Origin of the sequence: Aquicoccus sp. SU-CL01552 (assembly GCF_040365005.1) — a bacterium.
GTDB lineage: Bacteria > Pseudomonadota > Alphaproteobacteria > Rhodobacterales > Rhodobacteraceae > Antarcticimicrobium.
In genome coordinates this window covers 173,231-188,602 of record NZ_BAABWV010000004.1, presented here as the reverse complement: position 1 = coordinate 188,602, position 15,372 = coordinate 173,231, and the positions used below count along the sequence as shown (strand labels likewise).

The following is a 15,372-nucleotide window of genomic DNA, read 5'->3' as shown; positions in this document are numbered from 1 at the left end:
GGGAAGCGCATGAACATCACCAAATGGGGCCGCCGCGCGGCTCTGGCCGGGCTGGCGGCGGGGATGGTCACGCTCGCTGCGCCGGTCGCGGCGCAATCCATCGCTGGTAATTACCGGGCCGAGGGGCGCAACCCCGATGGCTCGGCCTATCGCGGGGTGGTCACCATCCGCGAAGAGGGCGCCACGGTATTCATGTCCTGGCGCGTCGGCAACCAGAGCTATGATGGCACCGGCACCCGCAACGGCGACGTGATCCGGGTCGATTGGGGCAGCGATTACCCGATCGTCTACCTGCGCATGCCAAGCGGCCAGTTGCACGGCACCTGGGCCAACGGCACCGCGCTCGAACGGCTGATCCGCTGATCCCCAGCCCCCCCCTGAGGTGAGGGCATCGCAACGCGTGAAAACGGCGGCTCCCGGAGCCGCCGTTTCCGATCTTCAGGCGGGAAGAAAGCTTAGTTGCTCTGCAGTTCCGCCGGATCCTTGTCGGCGATGTCGGTCCAGTTGGCATCGGCCTTCTCGATGAAGCCCGGGATGTCGCCTTCCCAGCGTTCCTGGATGTCGTCCGACAGGTTCAAGTAGAGAACGTCATCGACGATTTTCCAGTTGTTCGGATCGCCGTCGAACTTGAAGCCCATGGCGGTGCCGAACGCGCAGTAGCCGCCGTAGGCCGGCACGTAGGCCTCGGGGTTCTCTTCGAACAGCGCCTTGTGCTCTTCGGAGGCAAAGCGATAGAGGGCTTCGTCGTAGATGGTGGTGATCGTGTAATCGCCCTTGGTGGCCTCGCCATCGATGAAATAGGAAACCGGGTCATAGCCCTGCAGCGCCAGCCCGGTGGAGGAGGCGTTGATGTCGACGCCAGCGGCAAAGGCAGAGGTTGCGACGGCGACCGAAAGCGCCAGACCGCCAAGCAGAGATCCCATCTTGGTCATGTGTGTTCCTTTTCTCAGGTGTTCCGGTGCCCGGCAACGAACCCCGCGCCCGGAGGGATGGTGTTGGGCTGTGCGGCCGGAATTGACCGTCACGCAAACGCAATTGGGGGCTTTGTCCGTCACGTTCAAATCAACCTGTTTTGACCGGCTCGTGAACGGGTTGCCGCAGGACGCCGGCGGCCGCTTTCACCAAAAGCGGCGCATGGGAGGGACGGGCGCTGAACGCGCGCCAAAAAGATCTGGAACGGGTAATCAGGATGCAGAGGGGGGGCTGAACGGGTGGCAGTTCGACCGCCGTCGTCGCTACTTCTGTCCGATCTTGCTTTCGGTCCCGGCGCGGATGCGCGCGATGTTCTCGCGGTGGCGCCAGTAGACCAGCAGCGTCAGCACCGCCGCCATAACGAAGGTGTTGCCGTATCCCAGCAGCACCGCCCAGATGCTCGACGCCGCCGCCGCCGCCAGCGCCCCCACCGAGGAGACCCGGCTGATCGCCGCCGCGATGGCCCATGTGCCGCAGCAGGCCAGCCCCACCGGCCAGGCCAGCGCCAGCCACAGCCCGAGGAAGGTCGCCACGCCCTTGCCGCCCCGGAACCCCAGCCAGACCGGGTAGCAATGGCCGACAAAGGCCGCGAAGCCGGCCAGCATCACCGCGTCCTCGGGGACAAAGGCCCGCGCCAACAGCACCGCCGCCGCCCCCTTGGCTCCATCCAGCAGCAGGGTCAGCGCGGCGGCCAGCTTGTTGCCGGTGCGCAGCACGTTGGTGGCGCCGATATTGCCCGAGCCGATCTCGCGCAGGTTGCCCAGCCCCATGATCCGGGCCAGCACCATGCCGAAGGGGATCGATCCCAGCCCGTATCCGATCACGGCCCAGAGGATCAGCGTCGCGGCGGTGGATGTGATCTCGGGCATCAGTCCCTCCGATAGACGGGTGCGCCACCCACATAGGTGGCCAGAACGCGGCCCTGCATGCGACCGCCGTCGAACGGCGTGTTCTTGGATTTCGACCGCAGCGTGAAGCGATCCAGCACGAAGGGCGCGTCGGGATCGAACAGCACCAGGTCGGCGGGTGCCCCTGTGTCCAGCCGCCCGGCCTCCAGCCCCAGCCGTTTCGCCGGGTTCAGGCTCATGGCGCGGAACAGGGTCGGCAGGTCCAGCGCGCCGGCATGATACAGCCGCATCGCCGCCGGCAGCAGGGTTTCCAGCCCCACCGCGCCGCTCGCCGCCTCCTCGAACGGCAGCCGCTTGCTCTCCTCGTCCTGTGGCGTGTGCATCGAGCAGATCACGTCGATCAGCCCGCTGCGCACCGCCTCGATCACCGCGGTCCGGTCGTCCTCGGACCGCAGCGGCGGCTTGAGCTTGAAGAAGGTGCGGTAATCAGCGACGTCGAACTCGTTCAGCGTCAGGTGGTGGATGCCGACCCCGGCGGTGATGTCCAGCCCGTTGGCCTTGGCCCGCGCCAGCGCCGGCAGGGCGCGGGCGGTGGTGATCTGGTCGGCGTGATAGCGCGCCCCGGTCATCTCCAGCAGGGCGATATCGCGGTCGAGCCCCATCCGCTCGGCCATCTGCGACACGGCGGGCAATCCGCGCAGGCTGGCGAACTTGCCGCTGGTGGCCGCCGCCCCCTTGCTCAGCCCCGGGTCCTGCGGGTGGCCGATCACCAGTGCACCCAGCGCCCCGGCATAGCTCAGTGCGCGCGACAGCACCTTGGTGTTGGCGACCACGTGATCGCAATCGGAAAAGGCCACCGCGCCGGCATCCATCAGGAACCCGATCTCGGTCATCTCCTGCCCGGCGCGCCCCTTGGTCAGCGCCGCCATCGGCACCACCCGCACCGGCGAATCCTCCTGCGCCCGGCGGGTGACGAATTCCAGCGTCTCGGGGCTGTCGATTGCCGGGGCGGTGTCGGGGCGGGTGACGATGGTGGTCACCCCGCCCGCCGCCGCCGCCCGTCCGGCGCTGCGATAGCTTTCCTTGTGCCGCTCGCCCGGTTCGCAGACCTTGACGCCCAGGTCGACGATGCCGGGGGCCAGGCATTTGCCATTGCAATCGACGACGGTGACATCTTCGCCGGGCAGGCCGACCTCCTGCCCGTGGTCCACGATCCGACCGTCGCGCACCAGCAGGGCGCCCGGTTCGTCGGTGCCCGCCTCGGGGTCGATCAGCCGGGCATTGGTGAAAAGAAGATCGCTCATGCCGCCGCCCTCTCGATTGCCGCCGCCGTCGCTGCGGGGTCGGCCTGGTACTTGATCAGGTGCTTGTCGCCGCCCCTGGTGATGACTTGTACGAAACTGCCCATCTTTCGTACGGTTTCGATTTCGCTCAGCGGCACCCGCCGCCCGCCGGGACCGATCAGCGCCGCGCCGTCCACTTCCCAGACGACCGCCAGCTCCTCCGACGCCAGATACCACGCCCGCAACCCGATCGCCGCCAGCCCGGCCACCGCGCCGGTCCAGACATGGGCGTTCCCCATCACCCAGAGCAGCGCCATCGCCCCGGCCATGGCCGCGGCCGCCAGCCAGGCGTTTGTGCGGATGTAGGCACCCCGGTCGGGGGGGAAACGCAGCGCCGCCATCAGAACACCACCGCCCAGACCAGTAGCGCGATCAGCACCATCACCACCGCGAACAGGCTGCCGCCGATGCGCCGTGCCCGGTCCCGTGTCGCCCGGGGCGATTGCCGCGGGGCGGAATAGGGCAGGGCGCTGTCACTGCGCAGCGGCTGTGCCGACCAGTCGCTGTCCGGCTCGTCATAGGTGGCGACCAGCCGCACCTCCGGCTCCGGCGCGATCACCGCCGCCTGTCCGCCAAAGGCCCGGCTGCGCAGCACGATGACATGCCCTTCCAACGCCGCCAGCATCTCGCGGTCGGGCGCGATCTGCGCCTCGGGCAGACCGCAGCCCTCGGTCAGGTAGCCGGCCAGCCCAAGATCCTCGAGGTCGGCGATGCGGATCACGTCGATCTGCGCCGGGTCCAGTCCGGCCAGCCCCAGCACCTGGTCGACGGCGCCCGGTTCGCGCAGGAAGGCGGCCTGTTCGGGCCGCATGTCGAGGGCAAAGACGCGGATGCGCCCATGCTCTCCCTCGGGCACGATCAGGGCGTCGTCGCTCATGCCGCTGCCCCCGCCAAGGCGGTGCGCGCCAATAGCTCCATCGCCGCCATGCGGACCGCCACGCCCATCTCGACCTGGTCCTGGATCACCGAGCGGTTGATATCGTCGGCCAGCGTGCCGTCGATCTCGACGCCCCGGTTCATCGGGCCGGGGTGCATCACGATGGCGTCCGGCTTGGCCAGCGCCAGCTTTTCGGCGTCCAGCCCGTAACGGTGGTAATACTCGCGTTCCGACGGGATGAAGCCGCCGTCCATCCGTTCCTTTTGCAGCCGCAGCATCATCACCACGTCGACGTCGCGCAGCCCCTCGCGCATGTCGTCAAAGACCTCGACCCCGAACTCGGCAATGCCCGAGGGCATCAGCGTCGGCGGCCCGATCAGGCGAATGCGGTTTTCCATCTTGCCCAGCAACAGGATGTTCGAGCGGGCCACGCGGCTGTGCGCGATGTCGCCGCAAATGGCGATGTTCAGCCGGTGCAGCCGCCCCTTGGCGCGCCGGATCGTCAGCGCATCGAGCAGCGCCTGGGTCGGGTGCTCGTGGCGCCCGTCGCCCGCGTTCAGCACCGCGCAGTTGACCTTTTGCGCCAGCAGGTCGACGGCGCCGGAATGCGGGTGACGCACCACCAGCAGGTCGGGATGCATCGCGTTCAGCGTCATCGCGGTGTCGATCAGGGTCTCGCCCTTCTTGATCGAGCTGGCTTGCATCGCCATGTTCATCACGTCCGCGCCAAGCCGCTTGCCGGCCAGTTCGAAACTGGCCTGGGTGCGGGTGGAATTCTCGAAGAACATGTTGATCTGGGTCAGCCCGGCCAGCACGTCGGCACGTTTGTCCGCCTGCCGGTTCAGGGTGACGTAGGTTTCGGCCAGGTCCAGGATCGCGGTGATATCCTGCGGGCTGATCGGTTCGATCCCGAGAAGGTGGCGATGGGCGAATGACATGCGGGCGACGCTCCGTCTAGGCTGGTCGCCCGCTTATAGAAAGCCGTGGCGCGCGGGGCAACATCGCGCGTGGCCCTACTCCTGTTTCGGTCCGCATTTGTGATCGGGCCGGCATTCCTGATCCGCGTCGCACCAGTAGCCCCCGCCGCAATAGGTCTTGCCGGTCGGGTAACAGTGGTCGTCGCCGCCACACTCCTCGTCCGGGTCGCAGACCAGTCCGCCGTCGCAAAGCTTGGCGCCGATCTCCGAGCATTCGCCGTCCTGCAGGCAGATCGAGTCCCTGGGGCAGACCTGTCCGCCCTTGCAGAGCTTCATGTCGGGTTTCGAGCACTTGTTGTCCGGCAGGCACAGCGTGCGCGGCGGGCAGACGCCGCCATCCTCGCATAGCACTGCACCGGGGTCCGAGCAGCGCCCGCCGCTCAGGCAGACGGTGTCCCCGGGGCAGGTGTGACCGCTGGCGCAGACCTTGTGCCCCTCGGGCGCACAGCCGCCATCGGGCAGGCATTCGCGGCCCGGCGCGCAGACGCTGTTACTCTCGCAGAGCGTGGCGCCGGGGACTGAGCATTTGCCGCCCTTGAGGCAGATCTCGTCCTTGCCGCAGATCTGGCCGCCCGTGCATTTCCGGGCCCCCGGTTCGGAACAACCGCCGCCCGGCAGGCACAGCCGGCCCGGCGCGCAGACCTTGTTGTCGTCGCAGAGCGTGGCCCCGGGCGACGAACACTTGCCGCCTTTCAGGCAGATGGTGTCCTTCGGGCAGGTGGTTCCGCTGGCACAGACCTTGTGGCCCTCGGGCGCGCAGCCGCCGCCGGGGATGCACTGTCGGCTGGGCGGGCAGATCTTGCCGTCGTCGCATTGTTCCGCCCCAGGCTCGGAACACCGCCCGCCCTTGAGGCAGAATGTTCCCTTGGGGCAGGAGGTGCCGCCCTCGCAGAGCTTGTGCCCGGGGGGCGAGCATTTCTTGCCCGGCAGGCAGATGGTGTCGGGCGGGCAGATCGCACCGCTGTTGCATTTCACCGCACCGGGTTTGGAGCATTTCCCGCCGGCCAGGCAATAGCTGCGCGGCGGGCAGCTCTTGCCATAGCCGCAATCCACACGGTCCCTTTGAATGCAGCCGCCGCCCTTGGAGCATTTCTGTGATGGGGGGCAGATATCGCCGCTGGAACACTTGGTCGATCCGGGGGCCGAGCATTTGCGGTTGCCCAGGCAATAGGTGCCGGCCTTGCAAAAGACACCGTTGCCGCAGTCATCTGCGCCGACCGGTACGCAGCCGCGCCCGCGCGAACAGGTATAGCCGGGGTTGCAGATGCTGCCGCTGGAGCATTTCACCGCGCCGATCTGCGAACATCCGCCGCCGCTCAGGCAATAGGCCCCCGGCTTGCAGTAGGAGCCGCTGCCGCAGTCCCGCACGTTGTTCGGGACGCAGCCGCCGCCCGAGGCGCATTTGTTTCCCGGGTTGCAGATCGATCCGTCGCGGCACTTGGTGGCGCCGACCGCGGAACAGCGGTTGCCCCTCAGGCAATAAGAGCCGGGGTTGCACCAGCGGCCACGGCCGCAATCGACCTTGCCGTTGGGCACGCAGCCGCCCCCGCGCGAGCATCTGAAACCGCTCCTGCAGCTGCGGCCACCGCCGCAATAGGTATCGCCGGGCGCAATGCAGAATTCCCGGTCCCGCGCGCAGCCCCATCCGTGCGGACAGCAATAGGTTCCGCCACCGCAATAGCCGGTGCCGGGCGGGCAGTCGAAGTGATAGCCGCCGTCCGAGACCTGCAACAGTCGCGCGGTGCCGGTGTCGCCCGGCATCGGCGGCAACAGGGCGACCGGGTCGGTCGCCACCAGTTCCGTCGGCGCGGCGCTGCGGTCCGGGTCGATGCGTGGAATGACCCGGGGCTCGACGGCCTGTGCGGCGGCAAGGCGAGACAGCCGTTGCCGAATCGGGCCGGTTTCCGGCGTTACGGCGGGGATGTCCGGCGCGGCGCGGGCGGTCTCGGCCTGATCAAACGCGACGCTGCCGGCAAGGTCAAAGAGCCGTTGCAGGATCGGGCCGGTCGGGTCCGCACGCAGGGGTGCGGCCAGCCCGAATGTCAGAAGCATCAGCGAAGCGAGGGAGAACAGGAAGGTGCAAAAAATGGATCGCCGGCTGCGCCGCGAGGTCTGCATGGTCCGTCCTCCCGATATTGTTACCAGTCATGCTTGGCGCCAATCGGCCCCCGCACAAGGATTTTTTAGCCGGAATGGCGGAAATGGCCCTGCGCTATGCGCTTTTTCGGCATCGGTTTCGGCGCTAGGGTCGGCGCCATGGAATCGCAGATCGACTATCATACGGCCCGTGCCCTGCTGGAGTGGCAGGTGGAACTGGGCGTGACAGATGCCATCGGTGACGCGCCGATCAACCGCTATGATCTTCCCGATCGGCTGCGCGCGAAGGCCCGTCAGGCCGCCATCCCCGTTGCGGAGGCTCCGCCGGGCCCGGTCGTCGCCCGTCAGGTCGATCCGGTCGCCGTTGCCAGCGCCGCGGCCTCGGCGGCCCGGACGCTGGAAGAGTTGCGCGAGGCGATGGCGGCGTTCGAGCATTGCGAGCTGAAGAAGGGCGCGCGCAACCTGGTCTTTTCAGATGGCACGCCGGGCGCGCCGGTGATGATCATCGGCGAGGCACCGGGCCGGGAAGAGGACCGCGAGGGGCGCCCCTTTGTCGGTCGCGCCGGGCAATTGCTCGACCGGATGCTGGCGGCGATCGGGATGTCGCGGCAAGAGAACGTCCATATCACCAACGTGCTGCCCTGGCGTCCGCCGCAGAACCGCGAGCCGCGCCCGGACGAGATCGCCATGCTCAAGCCGTTCCTCGACCGGCACGTGGCGCTGGCCGACCCCAAGGTGATCGTGCTGATGGGCAACATCAGTTGCCAGGCGGTGCTGGGCAAACGCGGCATCACCCGGCTGCGCGGCCATTGGGTTCAGGCGCTGGACAAGCCGGTGCTGCCGATGTTCCATCCCGCCTATCTGTTGCGCCATCCGGCGGCCAAGCGCGAGGCCTGGGCCGATCTGCTGGCGCTTCAGGCCAAGTTGAGATGAGAGAAGACGGATGAAGATACTGGCATTTTCCGACCTGCACCTGGCCCGGCGGGCGGCACGCGGGCTGGTCGAGGCGAGCGTTGACGCCGACCTGGTGGTCGGGGCCGGGGATTTCTGCAACATGCGGCAGGGGCTTGATCAGGCAATGGAGATGTTGTCGGGGATCACCGCGCCGATGGTGCTGGTGCCGGGCAACGCCGAAAGCGCCGATGAGTTGCGGGCCGCGGCCCTGCCCGGGACCACCGTTCTGCACGCAGAGGCGGCAGAGGTCGAAGGGGTGACCTTCTTCGGCCTGGGCGGCGGGGTGCCGGCGCCCCCCTTCGGCGAATGGTCCTGGAACCTGACGGAGGAAGAGGCCGCCACCCTGCTGGCCCCCTGCGAGGCCGTCGACATCCTGATTACCCATTCCCCGCCCAAGGGCGTGGCCGACCGCACCTCTCAGGGACTGTCAGTGGGCTCGGAGGCGGTCCGGGCCGCCATCACGCGCATCGCGCCGCCGCTGGTGCTGTGCGGTCATATCCACGACTGCTGGGGCGAGCGCGGCCATATCGGCGCCTCCGAAGTGGTCAACCTCGGCCCAGAGGGCACCTGGTTCGATATCGCGCCATGATTGACCCGCTCACGCTGCTGGCCTTCGTCCCCGCCGCGCTGGTCCTGGCGCTCAGCCCCGGCCCCGAGATGATGTTCTGTCTCGGCCAGGGATTGCGCGGCGGACGCTGCGCCGGGGTGCTGGCCGCCGCCGGCTTGGTGCCGGGGCCGCTGATCGGCGTGACCCTGATGGCGCTGGGGCTGGCCTCGGTCACCGAGGCGGCCCCGGGTGCCTTTCCCCTGGTTCGCTGGATCGGGGCGGGTTACCTGCTGTGGTTGGCATGGCGCGCGCTGCGCGGCGACGTGGCGGCGCCCGAGGCCGCCCGGTCCGGCGCCGGGCGAACCTTCGGCGGCAGTCTCCTGGTCGGGATCACCAGCCCCAAGGGCGCGGGATTCGTCTTTGCCCTACTGCCGCAATTCATCGATCCGGCCGGGCCGGTTCTGGCGCAGTTCCTGATCCTCGGGGCGATCCTCGCGGCCTCCGGTTTCGCGGTAAATGCCACCGTCGGTGCCTTTGCCGGGCGGTTTGCCCCGCTTCTGATGCAGAGCCCGGGGCTGGGGCGGCTGTTGCGCTGGCTCACGGCGGGGGTGTTCGGCGCGCTGGCCGCACGGATGCTGATCGGGGGGCGGGCGTGACTGACCCCGCTGCGTGTCGGGCTGTCCGTGCTGGCGGGACAGCGGCTTTTCGTCTCTCCGCAGGGGCGGCTCTGGCCCGGGTGCGTTTCCGGCGGCATAGTCGCGGCGCTGGCCCTGCGCCACACCATTTTTGAGAGGACGTGAACGCCATGTCGCGCATCGACGACACCAAGGATTTCATCCCGGTCCGCATCGCCGTGCTGACCGTCTCGGACAGCCGCGCGCTGGACGAGGACCGCTCCGGCCAGGTGCTGGCCGACCGCATCACCGGGGCGGGCCATACCCTTGCCGACCGGAAACTCCTGCCCGACGAGCGCGACGAGATCGCCGCGCAGCTTCGGGCCTGGGTCGCAGACCCGGAGATCGACGTGGTGATCTCGACCGGCGGCACCGGGCTGACCGGGCGGGACGTGACGGTCGAAGCGCACCGCGATGTCTATGAAAAGGAGATCGAGGCCTTTGGCACCGTCTTCACCATCGTCTCGATGAAAAAGATCGGCACCAGCGCGGTGCAGTCGCGCGCCACCGGCGGGGTCGCGGGCGGCACCTATCTGTTCGCGCTGCCCGGCAGCCCGGGGGCCTGCAAGGATGGCTGGGACGAAATCCTGTCGCTGCAGCTCGATTACCGCCATCAACCCTGCAACTTTGTCGAGATTTTTCCGCGTCTGACCGAAAACCAGCGCCGGAAGTAACTTTCTGCGGCGTATAACCTCCCGGGTACCCTGCGCATCTTGGCATTTTTTGCGCTGCGGCTAGTTTGTATCACGGCGTCCTGTTGCGGGCCTGGGAGATTTGACGATGCGGTTTTTGCGGCAAAGCCTGACCGGGCTGTTTCTGGCCTCGCTGATGCTGGCGCTGCTGGTCTATGCCGGCCAGCTGGTGTTCGGCGCGGTGCAGAGCCGCATGGCCGAGGATCCCCGGCCGCAACAGGCCCGCGAACGGGTGTTCGCGGTCAACGTGCGTACCGCCCGGATGGAAACCGTCACCCCGGTGCTGCCTGCCTTCGGACAGGTGCTCAGCCGCCGCACGCTGGAGTTGCGCGCCGCCGTTGGCGGGCGGGTGATCTGGCTGGCCGAGGGGTTCGAGGACGGCGGCAATGTCACCGCCGGGCAAGACCTTGTGCGGATCGACCCGGCCGATGCGCAATCGGCTCTGGACCGGGCGCGGAGCGACCTGCTTGATGCCGAGGCCGAACAGCGTGACGCCGCCCGCGCCCTGACCCTGGCGCGCGATGAGTTGTCCGCCGCCCGCGACCAGGAGGATCTGCGCAACCGCGCCTTTCAGCGGCAGACGAACCTGCAGGAGCGCGGCGTCGGCACCGCCGCGACGGTAGAGGCCGCCGAACTGGCACTGGCCGCCGCGCGGCAGGTGGTGCTGGCCCGGCGACAGGCCGTCGCCCAGGCCGAGGCGCGGGTCGATCAGGCCGCGACGCGGCTGGCGCGGATGCGCATCGCGCTGGCCGATTCCGAACGGGCGCTGGCCGACACCACGATCACCGCCTCTTTCGACGGCACGCTGTCCAACGTGACCCTGGTCGAGGGGCGGCTGGTCTCGGCCAACGAGAAACTGGCCGAACTGATTGACCCCGATGCGCTCGAGGTCGCCTTTCGCGTCTCGACCGCGCAATACGCCCGGCTGCTGGATGAGATGGGCGACCTGACAACGGCCCCGGTCACCGCGACGCTGGATGTCAGTGGCGCGGCCTTGCGCGCGTCCGGGCAGATCAGCCGCGATAGCGCCGCCGCCGGCGACGGGCAGACCGGGCGCATGATCTATGCCCGGCTGGGTGATGCGCCGGGGTTCAAGCCGGGCGATTTCGTCACCGTGGCGGTCGAGGAGCCGCCGGTGGAGCGGGTCGCGCGCCTGCCGGCCTCGGCGCTGGACGCCTCGGGCACGGTGCTGGTGCTGGGGGCCGAGGATCGGCTCGAGGCGCTGCCGGTTCAGTTGGTGCGGCGCCAGGGTGACGAGGTGCTGTTGCGCGGCGCCGGCCTGGCCGGGCGCGAGGTGGTGATCGGGCGCACGCCGCTGCTCGGGGCGGGAATCCGGGTGCGCCCGCTGCGCGAAGAGGCGCAGGACGAACCGCCCGAGGCGAGCTTGCTGGAACTCAGCGCGGAACGCCGTGCGCGGCTGGTCGCCTTCGTCGAGGCCAACAACCGGATGCCGGATGAGGTCAAGGCCCGGGTGCTGGCCCAGCTGGGCGGCGACCGGGTGCCCGCGCAACTGGTCGAGCGCATCGAATCCCGGATGGGGGGCTAAGCCGTGTTGCGCGATCTTCCGCGCCCGGCGGGGGGGCTGCTCAGCTATTTCACCCGCCACAAGACCGTTGCCAACCTGCTGCTGGTGATCCTGCTGGTGCTGGGCGCGGCGGCGATTCCCAACATGCGGGCGCAGTTCTTTCCCGACGTGATCGTTGATACCGTCAGCGTCGGCGTCGAATGGGAGGGGGCCGGCCCCGAGGATGTCGACGGCGCCATCGTCCAGGTGCTGGAACCCTCCCTGCTAGCCGTGGACGGGGTCGAAAGCACCGCCTCGGTCTCGCGCGAGGGGCTGGCGAGCATTTCGATCGAGTTCGAACCGGGCTGGGACATGGCCCGCGCCGCCGATGACGTGCAATCGGCGGTCGATGCGATCACCACCCTGCCCGAAGAGGCCGAGGAGCCGACCGTGCGCCGTGGCGCTTGGCGCGACCGCGTCACCGATGTGGTGATCACCGGACCGGTCGCGCCCGAGCAGCTGGGCCTGTTCGCCGACGAGCTTGTCACGCGGCTGTTCGCCGTCGGTGTGACCCGGACCACCATTCGCGGCGTTGCCGCCCCCGAAACCGTGCTCGAGGTGCCCTCGCGGGCGCTGATCGAACATGACATTACGATGGCCGAGGTCGCCGCCGCCGTCGCCGCCGAGGTCGCGACGGACCCGGCGGGCGACGTCACCGGCGCCAATGCTCGCGTGCGAACCGGCAGCGAAAAGCGGACCGCCGAGGATATCGCCGGGATCGTGTTGCGTTCCAACCCTGACGGCTCGAAACTGACCATCGGCGATGTCGCCGCGATCCGGGTCGAGGGGGCGGACCGCGAGCGCGCCTATTTCGTCGGCGAGAACCCGGCCATGTCGGTGCGGGTCGACCGGTCCGACCGAGGCGACGCGATCAAGATCCAGCACCAGGTCGAGGACGTCGCCGCCGAAATGCAGCTGAGCCTGCCGCAGGGGGTGACGGTCGAGCTGATCCGCACCCGCGCCGAGGCGATCTCGGGGCGGCTGAACATCCTTCTGGACAACGGGCTGATGGGGCTGGTGCTGGTGGTGGCGCTGCTGTTCCTGTTCCTGAACGCGCGCATCGCCTTCTGGGTGGCGGCCGGCATCCCGGCCTCGATGTTCGCTGCCATCGCGCTGATGTATGCCTTTGGCCTGACCATCAACATGATCAGCTTGTTCGGCCTGATCATCACCCTTGGCATCGTGGTGGACGACGCCATCGTGGTGGGCGAGCATGCCGATTTCCGCGCCCGGCGGCTGGGCGAGCATCCGGTCGCGGCGGCCGAGAACGCGGCGCGGCGGATGGCAATGCCGGTGCTGGCCGCGACGATGACCACGGTGATTGCCTTTTTCGGCCTCACCGCCATCGGCGGACGGTTCGGCGACTTGATCAAGGATGTCCCCTTTACCGTGATTGTCGTTCTGCTGGCTTCACTGGTGGAATGTTTCCTGATCCTGCCCAACCACATGTCCCATGCCATCGCCCATTCCGCGAAAGAGCATTGGTACGACTTGCCGAACCGGGTGGTGAACCGGGGCTTTCGCTGGGTGCGCGACCACCTGTTCCGCCCTGTGATGGCCGCGGTGGTGCGGGGCCGCTACGTCGTGGTGGCCGGGGTGATCGCGGTGCTGGCGAGCCAACTGGCGCTGTTCATCCGGGGCGATGTGCAGTGGCGGTTCTTCAACGCGCCGGAGCGTGGCTCGGTCACCGGCAACTTCGCCATGGTCGAGGGCGCGACCCGCGCCGATACCCTGGCGATGATGCGCGAGATGCAGCGCGCCACCGAGGACCTGGGCAAGCAATACGAGGAACGCCACGGCCGCAACCCGCTCGATTACGTCATGGCCGAGATCGGCGGCAACGCCGGGCGCGGTCTGGCCGGGGTGGATACCAAGGACACCGACTTGCTGGGCGGGATCTCGATCGAGTTGATCGACGCCGATCTGCGGCCCTATTCCAGCTTTGCCTTCATCGCCGAGCTTCAGGATGCGGTGCGCCGTCATCCGCTGGCTGAAACGGTCAGCTTTCGCGGCTGGCGCTCCGGCCCCGGCGGCGATGCGCTGGACGTACAATTCTACGGTGCGGATGTACAAACCCTCAAGGCTGCGAGCCAGGATCTGCAGGCGGCTCTGTTGCGCTACCCGGAGGTTTCGGCGGTCGAGGACAACCTTGCCTATGACAAGGAGGAGGTGATCCTCGATCTCACAGCGCAGGGACAGGCACTGGGCATCACCATCGACGCGCTGGGGCGGGTCCTGCGCAACCGGCTGAACGGGATCGAGGCGGCGACCTATCCCGACGGGCCGCGCAGCGCGGCGATCCGCGTCGAACTGCCCGAGAACGAACTGACCGCCGATTTCCTCGAACGCACCCAGTTGCGCACGCCCGGCGGTTTCTACGTGCCTCTGGCCGATATCGTCAGCGTCGAACAGCGCACCGGGTTCTCGACCGTGCGGCGCGAGAACGGGCTGCGGGTGATCAGCGTGACTGGCGACATCTCCGAGGACGACCCGACCCGTGCCAGCGAGATCCAGGAGCAACTCAAGGAAGAGATCCTGCCCAGGATCGCCAGCGAGCGGCAGGTGGAGTGGACCCTGTCCGGCCTGAGCGAGCAGGAGAGCGAGTTCCTCTCCGACGCGCGCACTGGCCTGATCCTGTGCCTGACCGGCATCTACCTGGTGCTGGCCTGGGTGTTTGCCAGCTGGACCCGGCCAATGGTGGTGATGGCGGTGATCCCCTTCGGCCTGATCGGCACCATATGGGGGCATTACATCTGGGAGGTGCCGCTGAGCATGTTCACGGTGGTGGGCCTGTTGGGCATGACCGGGATCATCATCAACGACTCCATTGTGCTGGTCAGCACCATCGACCAATACGCGGAGGACCGCGGGCTGATCCCCTCGATCATCGACGCCGCCGCCGACCGGCTGCGGCCGGTTCTGCTGACGACATTGACCACGGTTCTGGGGCTGGCGCCGCTGCTTTACGAGAAATCGCAGCAGGCACAATTCCTCAAGCCCACGGTGATCACGCTGGTCTACGGGCTGGGCTTCGGGGTGGTGATCGTGTTGCTGGTGGTGCCGGCGCTGGTGGCGATGCAACAGGACGTGTCGCGGCCGCTGACGGCGTTGCGCCGGGCGCTGCGCAATCCCAACCGGGCGCTGCGTGGCGCGGTGGTGGCGACCGCCGCGCTGCTGCTGGCGTGGGGCGGAGTGACGCTGGGCTGGGCGCTGGCGCTGGGCGCCTTGCCCTCCGTGCTTGTCGGTACGTTGCCGATACTGGCCGGGCTTGACGCGATGCCGGCGGCGCTGGTCATCTTCGTTGCCGGGGCCGCGGTTATCGTGCTGGCGGTCTACCTGGTCTCGGCGATGGTCTTTGCGCGCGCGGCGCGACGGGCCTCCCGCGCGGCTTAACGAGACAGCAGGGCGCGGCGGCGCAGCAAGGCAAGCTCCATCACGTCCGCCACCCGCGCGCTCATCGGCAGCGCGCCGGACCGCACTTGGTCCACCGGGACCCAGGCCGCGTCCTGGGCATCGTCATCGGCCCGCGGCGTGCCAAGCGGATCGGCGCAGAGGACGGCGGCCAGCAGGTAATGCACCACGACCCGGCCGTCGGTATCGTGGCGGATCACGTCGACGTTTGTCAGGTACTCGACCGGCCGCGCTTGCACCCCGGTTTCCTCGAACAACTCGCGTCGGGCGGCCTCCAGCGCGGTTTCGCCGGGCTCCACGTGGCCGCCGGGAAACCCCCAGAGCCCCCTGTCGGGGGATTTGCCGCGCTGCGCCAAAAGGACCCGGTCACCGTCAACCAGAACCGCGATGGCACCAAGGCGGGGCGTTGCGGTCAT

General features: G+C 68.4%; 15 protein-coding genes. 7 read left to right on the top strand and 8 right to left on the bottom strand.

Features of this window, described 5'->3' with window-relative positions; all coding sequences use genetic code 11:
• The first annotated feature begins 9 nt into the window (after positions 1-9).
• Positions 10-363 (top strand): LIC10280 family protein, encoded by a 354-nt coding sequence (lfb1, locus tag ABWV23_RS06610; RefSeq protein ID WP_353346200.1) that lies wholly within the window; start codon positions 10-12, stop codon positions 361-363.
• Positions 364-455: 92 nt separating this feature from the next.
• Here the strand turns inward: lfb1 and ABWV23_RS06605 are convergent, their stop codons facing one another.
• The 7 genes from ABWV23_RS06605 to ABWV23_RS06575 all read right to left on the bottom strand — a co-directional run bounded on the left by ABWV23_RS06605 (position 456) and on the right by ABWV23_RS06575 (position 7,069).
• Positions 456-932, bottom strand: coding sequence for a YHS domain-containing (seleno)protein (locus ABWV23_RS06605; protein ID WP_353346198.1), 477 nt, complete (start codon positions 930-932; stop codon positions 456-458).
• Positions 933-1,235: 303 nt separating this feature from the next.
• Positions 1,236-1,841, bottom strand: a complete 606-nt coding sequence (plsY, locus tag ABWV23_RS06600) for a glycerol-3-phosphate 1-O-acyltransferase PlsY (RefSeq protein WP_353346196.1) — start codon at positions 1,839-1,841, stop codon at positions 1,236-1,238.
• Positions 1,841-3,124, bottom strand: a complete 1,284-nt coding sequence (pyrC, locus tag ABWV23_RS06595) for a dihydroorotase (protein WP_353346194.1) — start codon at positions 3,122-3,124, stop codon at positions 1,841-1,843. The genes plsY and pyrC overlap by 1 nt, the downstream gene beginning before the upstream one ends.
• Positions 3,121-3,504: a hypothetical protein gene (locus ABWV23_RS06590; protein WP_353346192.1), complete on the bottom strand. Its 384-nt coding sequence runs from the start codon at positions 3,502-3,504 to the stop codon at positions 3,121-3,123. Before ABWV23_RS06590 ends, pyrC begins: the two co-directional genes overlap by 4 nt.
• The gene (locus tag ABWV23_RS06585; RefSeq protein WP_353346190.1) at positions 3,504-4,040 is read right to left on the bottom strand and encodes a hypothetical protein; all 537 of its coding nucleotides are present in this window, start codon (positions 4,038-4,040) and stop codon (positions 3,504-3,506) included. The genes ABWV23_RS06590 and ABWV23_RS06585 overlap by 1 nt, the downstream gene beginning before the upstream one ends.
• Positions 4,037-4,978: an aspartate carbamoyltransferase catalytic subunit gene (locus tag ABWV23_RS06580; protein WP_353346188.1), complete on the bottom strand. Its 942-nt coding sequence runs from the start codon at positions 4,976-4,978 to the stop codon at positions 4,037-4,039. The genes ABWV23_RS06585 and ABWV23_RS06580 overlap by 4 nt, the downstream gene beginning before the upstream one ends.
• A 75-nt stretch (positions 4,979-5,053) precedes the next feature.
• On the bottom strand, positions 5,054-7,069 hold the full coding sequence (locus tag ABWV23_RS06575; protein ID WP_353346186.1) for a hypothetical protein: 2,016 nt from the start codon (positions 7,067-7,069) through the stop codon (positions 5,054-5,056).
• A 204-nt stretch (positions 7,070-7,273) separates the two neighbouring features.
• On the opposite strand from ABWV23_RS06575, the gene ABWV23_RS06570 reads away from it, so the two are divergent.
• The 6 genes from ABWV23_RS06570 (at position 7,274) to ABWV23_RS06545 (ending at position 14,938) form a co-directional block, all read left to right on the top strand.
• The gene (locus ABWV23_RS06570) at positions 7,274-8,047 is read left to right on the top strand and encodes a uracil-DNA glycosylase (protein WP_353346407.1); all 774 of its coding nucleotides are present in this window, start codon (positions 7,274-7,276) and stop codon (positions 8,045-8,047) included.
• Between the two features lie 10 nt (positions 8,048-8,057).
• Complete coding sequence (locus ABWV23_RS06565; RefSeq protein ID WP_353346184.1) at positions 8,058-8,657, top strand: metallophosphoesterase family protein; 600 nt, start codon at positions 8,058-8,060, stop codon at positions 8,655-8,657.
• Positions 8,654-9,271, top strand: coding sequence for a LysE family translocator (locus ABWV23_RS06560; RefSeq protein ID WP_353346182.1), 618 nt, complete (start codon positions 8,654-8,656; stop codon positions 9,269-9,271). The genes ABWV23_RS06565 and ABWV23_RS06560 overlap by 4 nt, the downstream gene beginning before the upstream one ends.
• A 149-nt stretch (positions 9,272-9,420) precedes the next feature.
• Positions 9,421-9,963: a molybdenum cofactor biosynthesis protein B gene (gene moaB / locus ABWV23_RS06555; protein WP_353346180.1), complete on the top strand. Its 543-nt coding sequence runs from the start codon at positions 9,421-9,423 to the stop codon at positions 9,961-9,963.
• Positions 9,964-10,069: 106 nt separating this feature from the next.
• Positions 10,070-11,527 carry an efflux RND transporter periplasmic adaptor subunit gene (locus tag ABWV23_RS06550; RefSeq protein ID WP_353346178.1) on the top strand — a complete coding sequence of 486 codons (1,458 nt, stop codon included), beginning with the start codon at positions 10,070-10,072 and terminating at the stop codon, positions 11,525-11,527.
• A 3-nt stretch (positions 11,528-11,530) separates the two neighbouring features.
• A complete protein-coding gene (locus ABWV23_RS06545) occupies positions 11,531-14,938 on the top strand; it encodes an efflux RND transporter permease subunit (RefSeq protein ID WP_353346176.1) in 3,408 nt (1,135 codons plus the stop codon).
• Here ABWV23_RS06545 and ABWV23_RS06540 read toward each other — a convergent pair.
• A complete protein-coding gene (locus ABWV23_RS06540; RefSeq protein ID WP_353346174.1) occupies positions 14,935-15,372 on the bottom strand; it encodes an NUDIX hydrolase in 438 nt (145 codons plus the stop codon). The genes ABWV23_RS06545 and ABWV23_RS06540 overlap by 4 nt on opposite strands.

Coding starts and splice junctions, on each gene's coding strand:
- lfb1 (WP_353346200.1), top strand. CDS start 10: ATGAACATCACCAAATGGGGCCGCCGCGCGGCTCTGGCCGGGCTGGCG.
- ABWV23_RS06605 (WP_353346198.1), bottom strand. CDS start 932: ATGACCAAGATGGGATCTCTGCTTGGCGGTCTGGCGCTTTCGGTCGCC.
- plsY (WP_353346196.1), bottom strand. CDS start 1,841: ATGCCCGAGATCACATCCACCGCCGCGACGCTGATCCTCTGGGCCGTG.
- pyrC (WP_353346194.1), bottom strand. CDS start 3,124: ATGAGCGATCTTCTTTTCACCAATGCCCGGCTGATCGACCCCGAGGCG.
- ABWV23_RS06590 (WP_353346192.1), bottom strand. CDS start 3,504: ATGGCGGCGCTGCGTTTCCCCCCCGACCGGGGTGCCTACATCCGCACA.
- ABWV23_RS06585 (WP_353346190.1), bottom strand. CDS start 4,040: ATGAGCGACGACGCCCTGATCGTGCCCGAGGGAGAGCATGGGCGCATC.
- ABWV23_RS06580 (WP_353346188.1), bottom strand. CDS start 4,978: ATGTCATTCGCCCATCGCCACCTTCTCGGGATCGAACCGATCAGCCCG.
- ABWV23_RS06575 (WP_353346186.1), bottom strand. CDS start 7,069: ATGCTTCTGACATTCGGGCTGGCCGCACCCCTGCGTGCGGACCCGACC.
- ABWV23_RS06570 (WP_353346407.1), top strand. CDS start 7,274: ATGGAATCGCAGATCGACTATCATACGGCCCGTGCCCTGCTGGAGTGG.
- ABWV23_RS06565 (WP_353346184.1), top strand. CDS start 8,058: ATGAAGATACTGGCATTTTCCGACCTGCACCTGGCCCGGCGGGCGGCA.
- ABWV23_RS06560 (WP_353346182.1), top strand. CDS start 8,654: ATGATTGACCCGCTCACGCTGCTGGCCTTCGTCCCCGCCGCGCTGGTC.
- moaB (WP_353346180.1), top strand. CDS start 9,421: ATGTCGCGCATCGACGACACCAAGGATTTCATCCCGGTCCGCATCGCC.
- ABWV23_RS06550 (WP_353346178.1), top strand. CDS start 10,070: ATGCGGTTTTTGCGGCAAAGCCTGACCGGGCTGTTTCTGGCCTCGCTG.
- ABWV23_RS06540 (WP_353346174.1), bottom strand. CDS start 15,372: ATGACCGCAACGCCCCGCCTTGGTGCCATCGCGGTTCTGGTTGACGGT.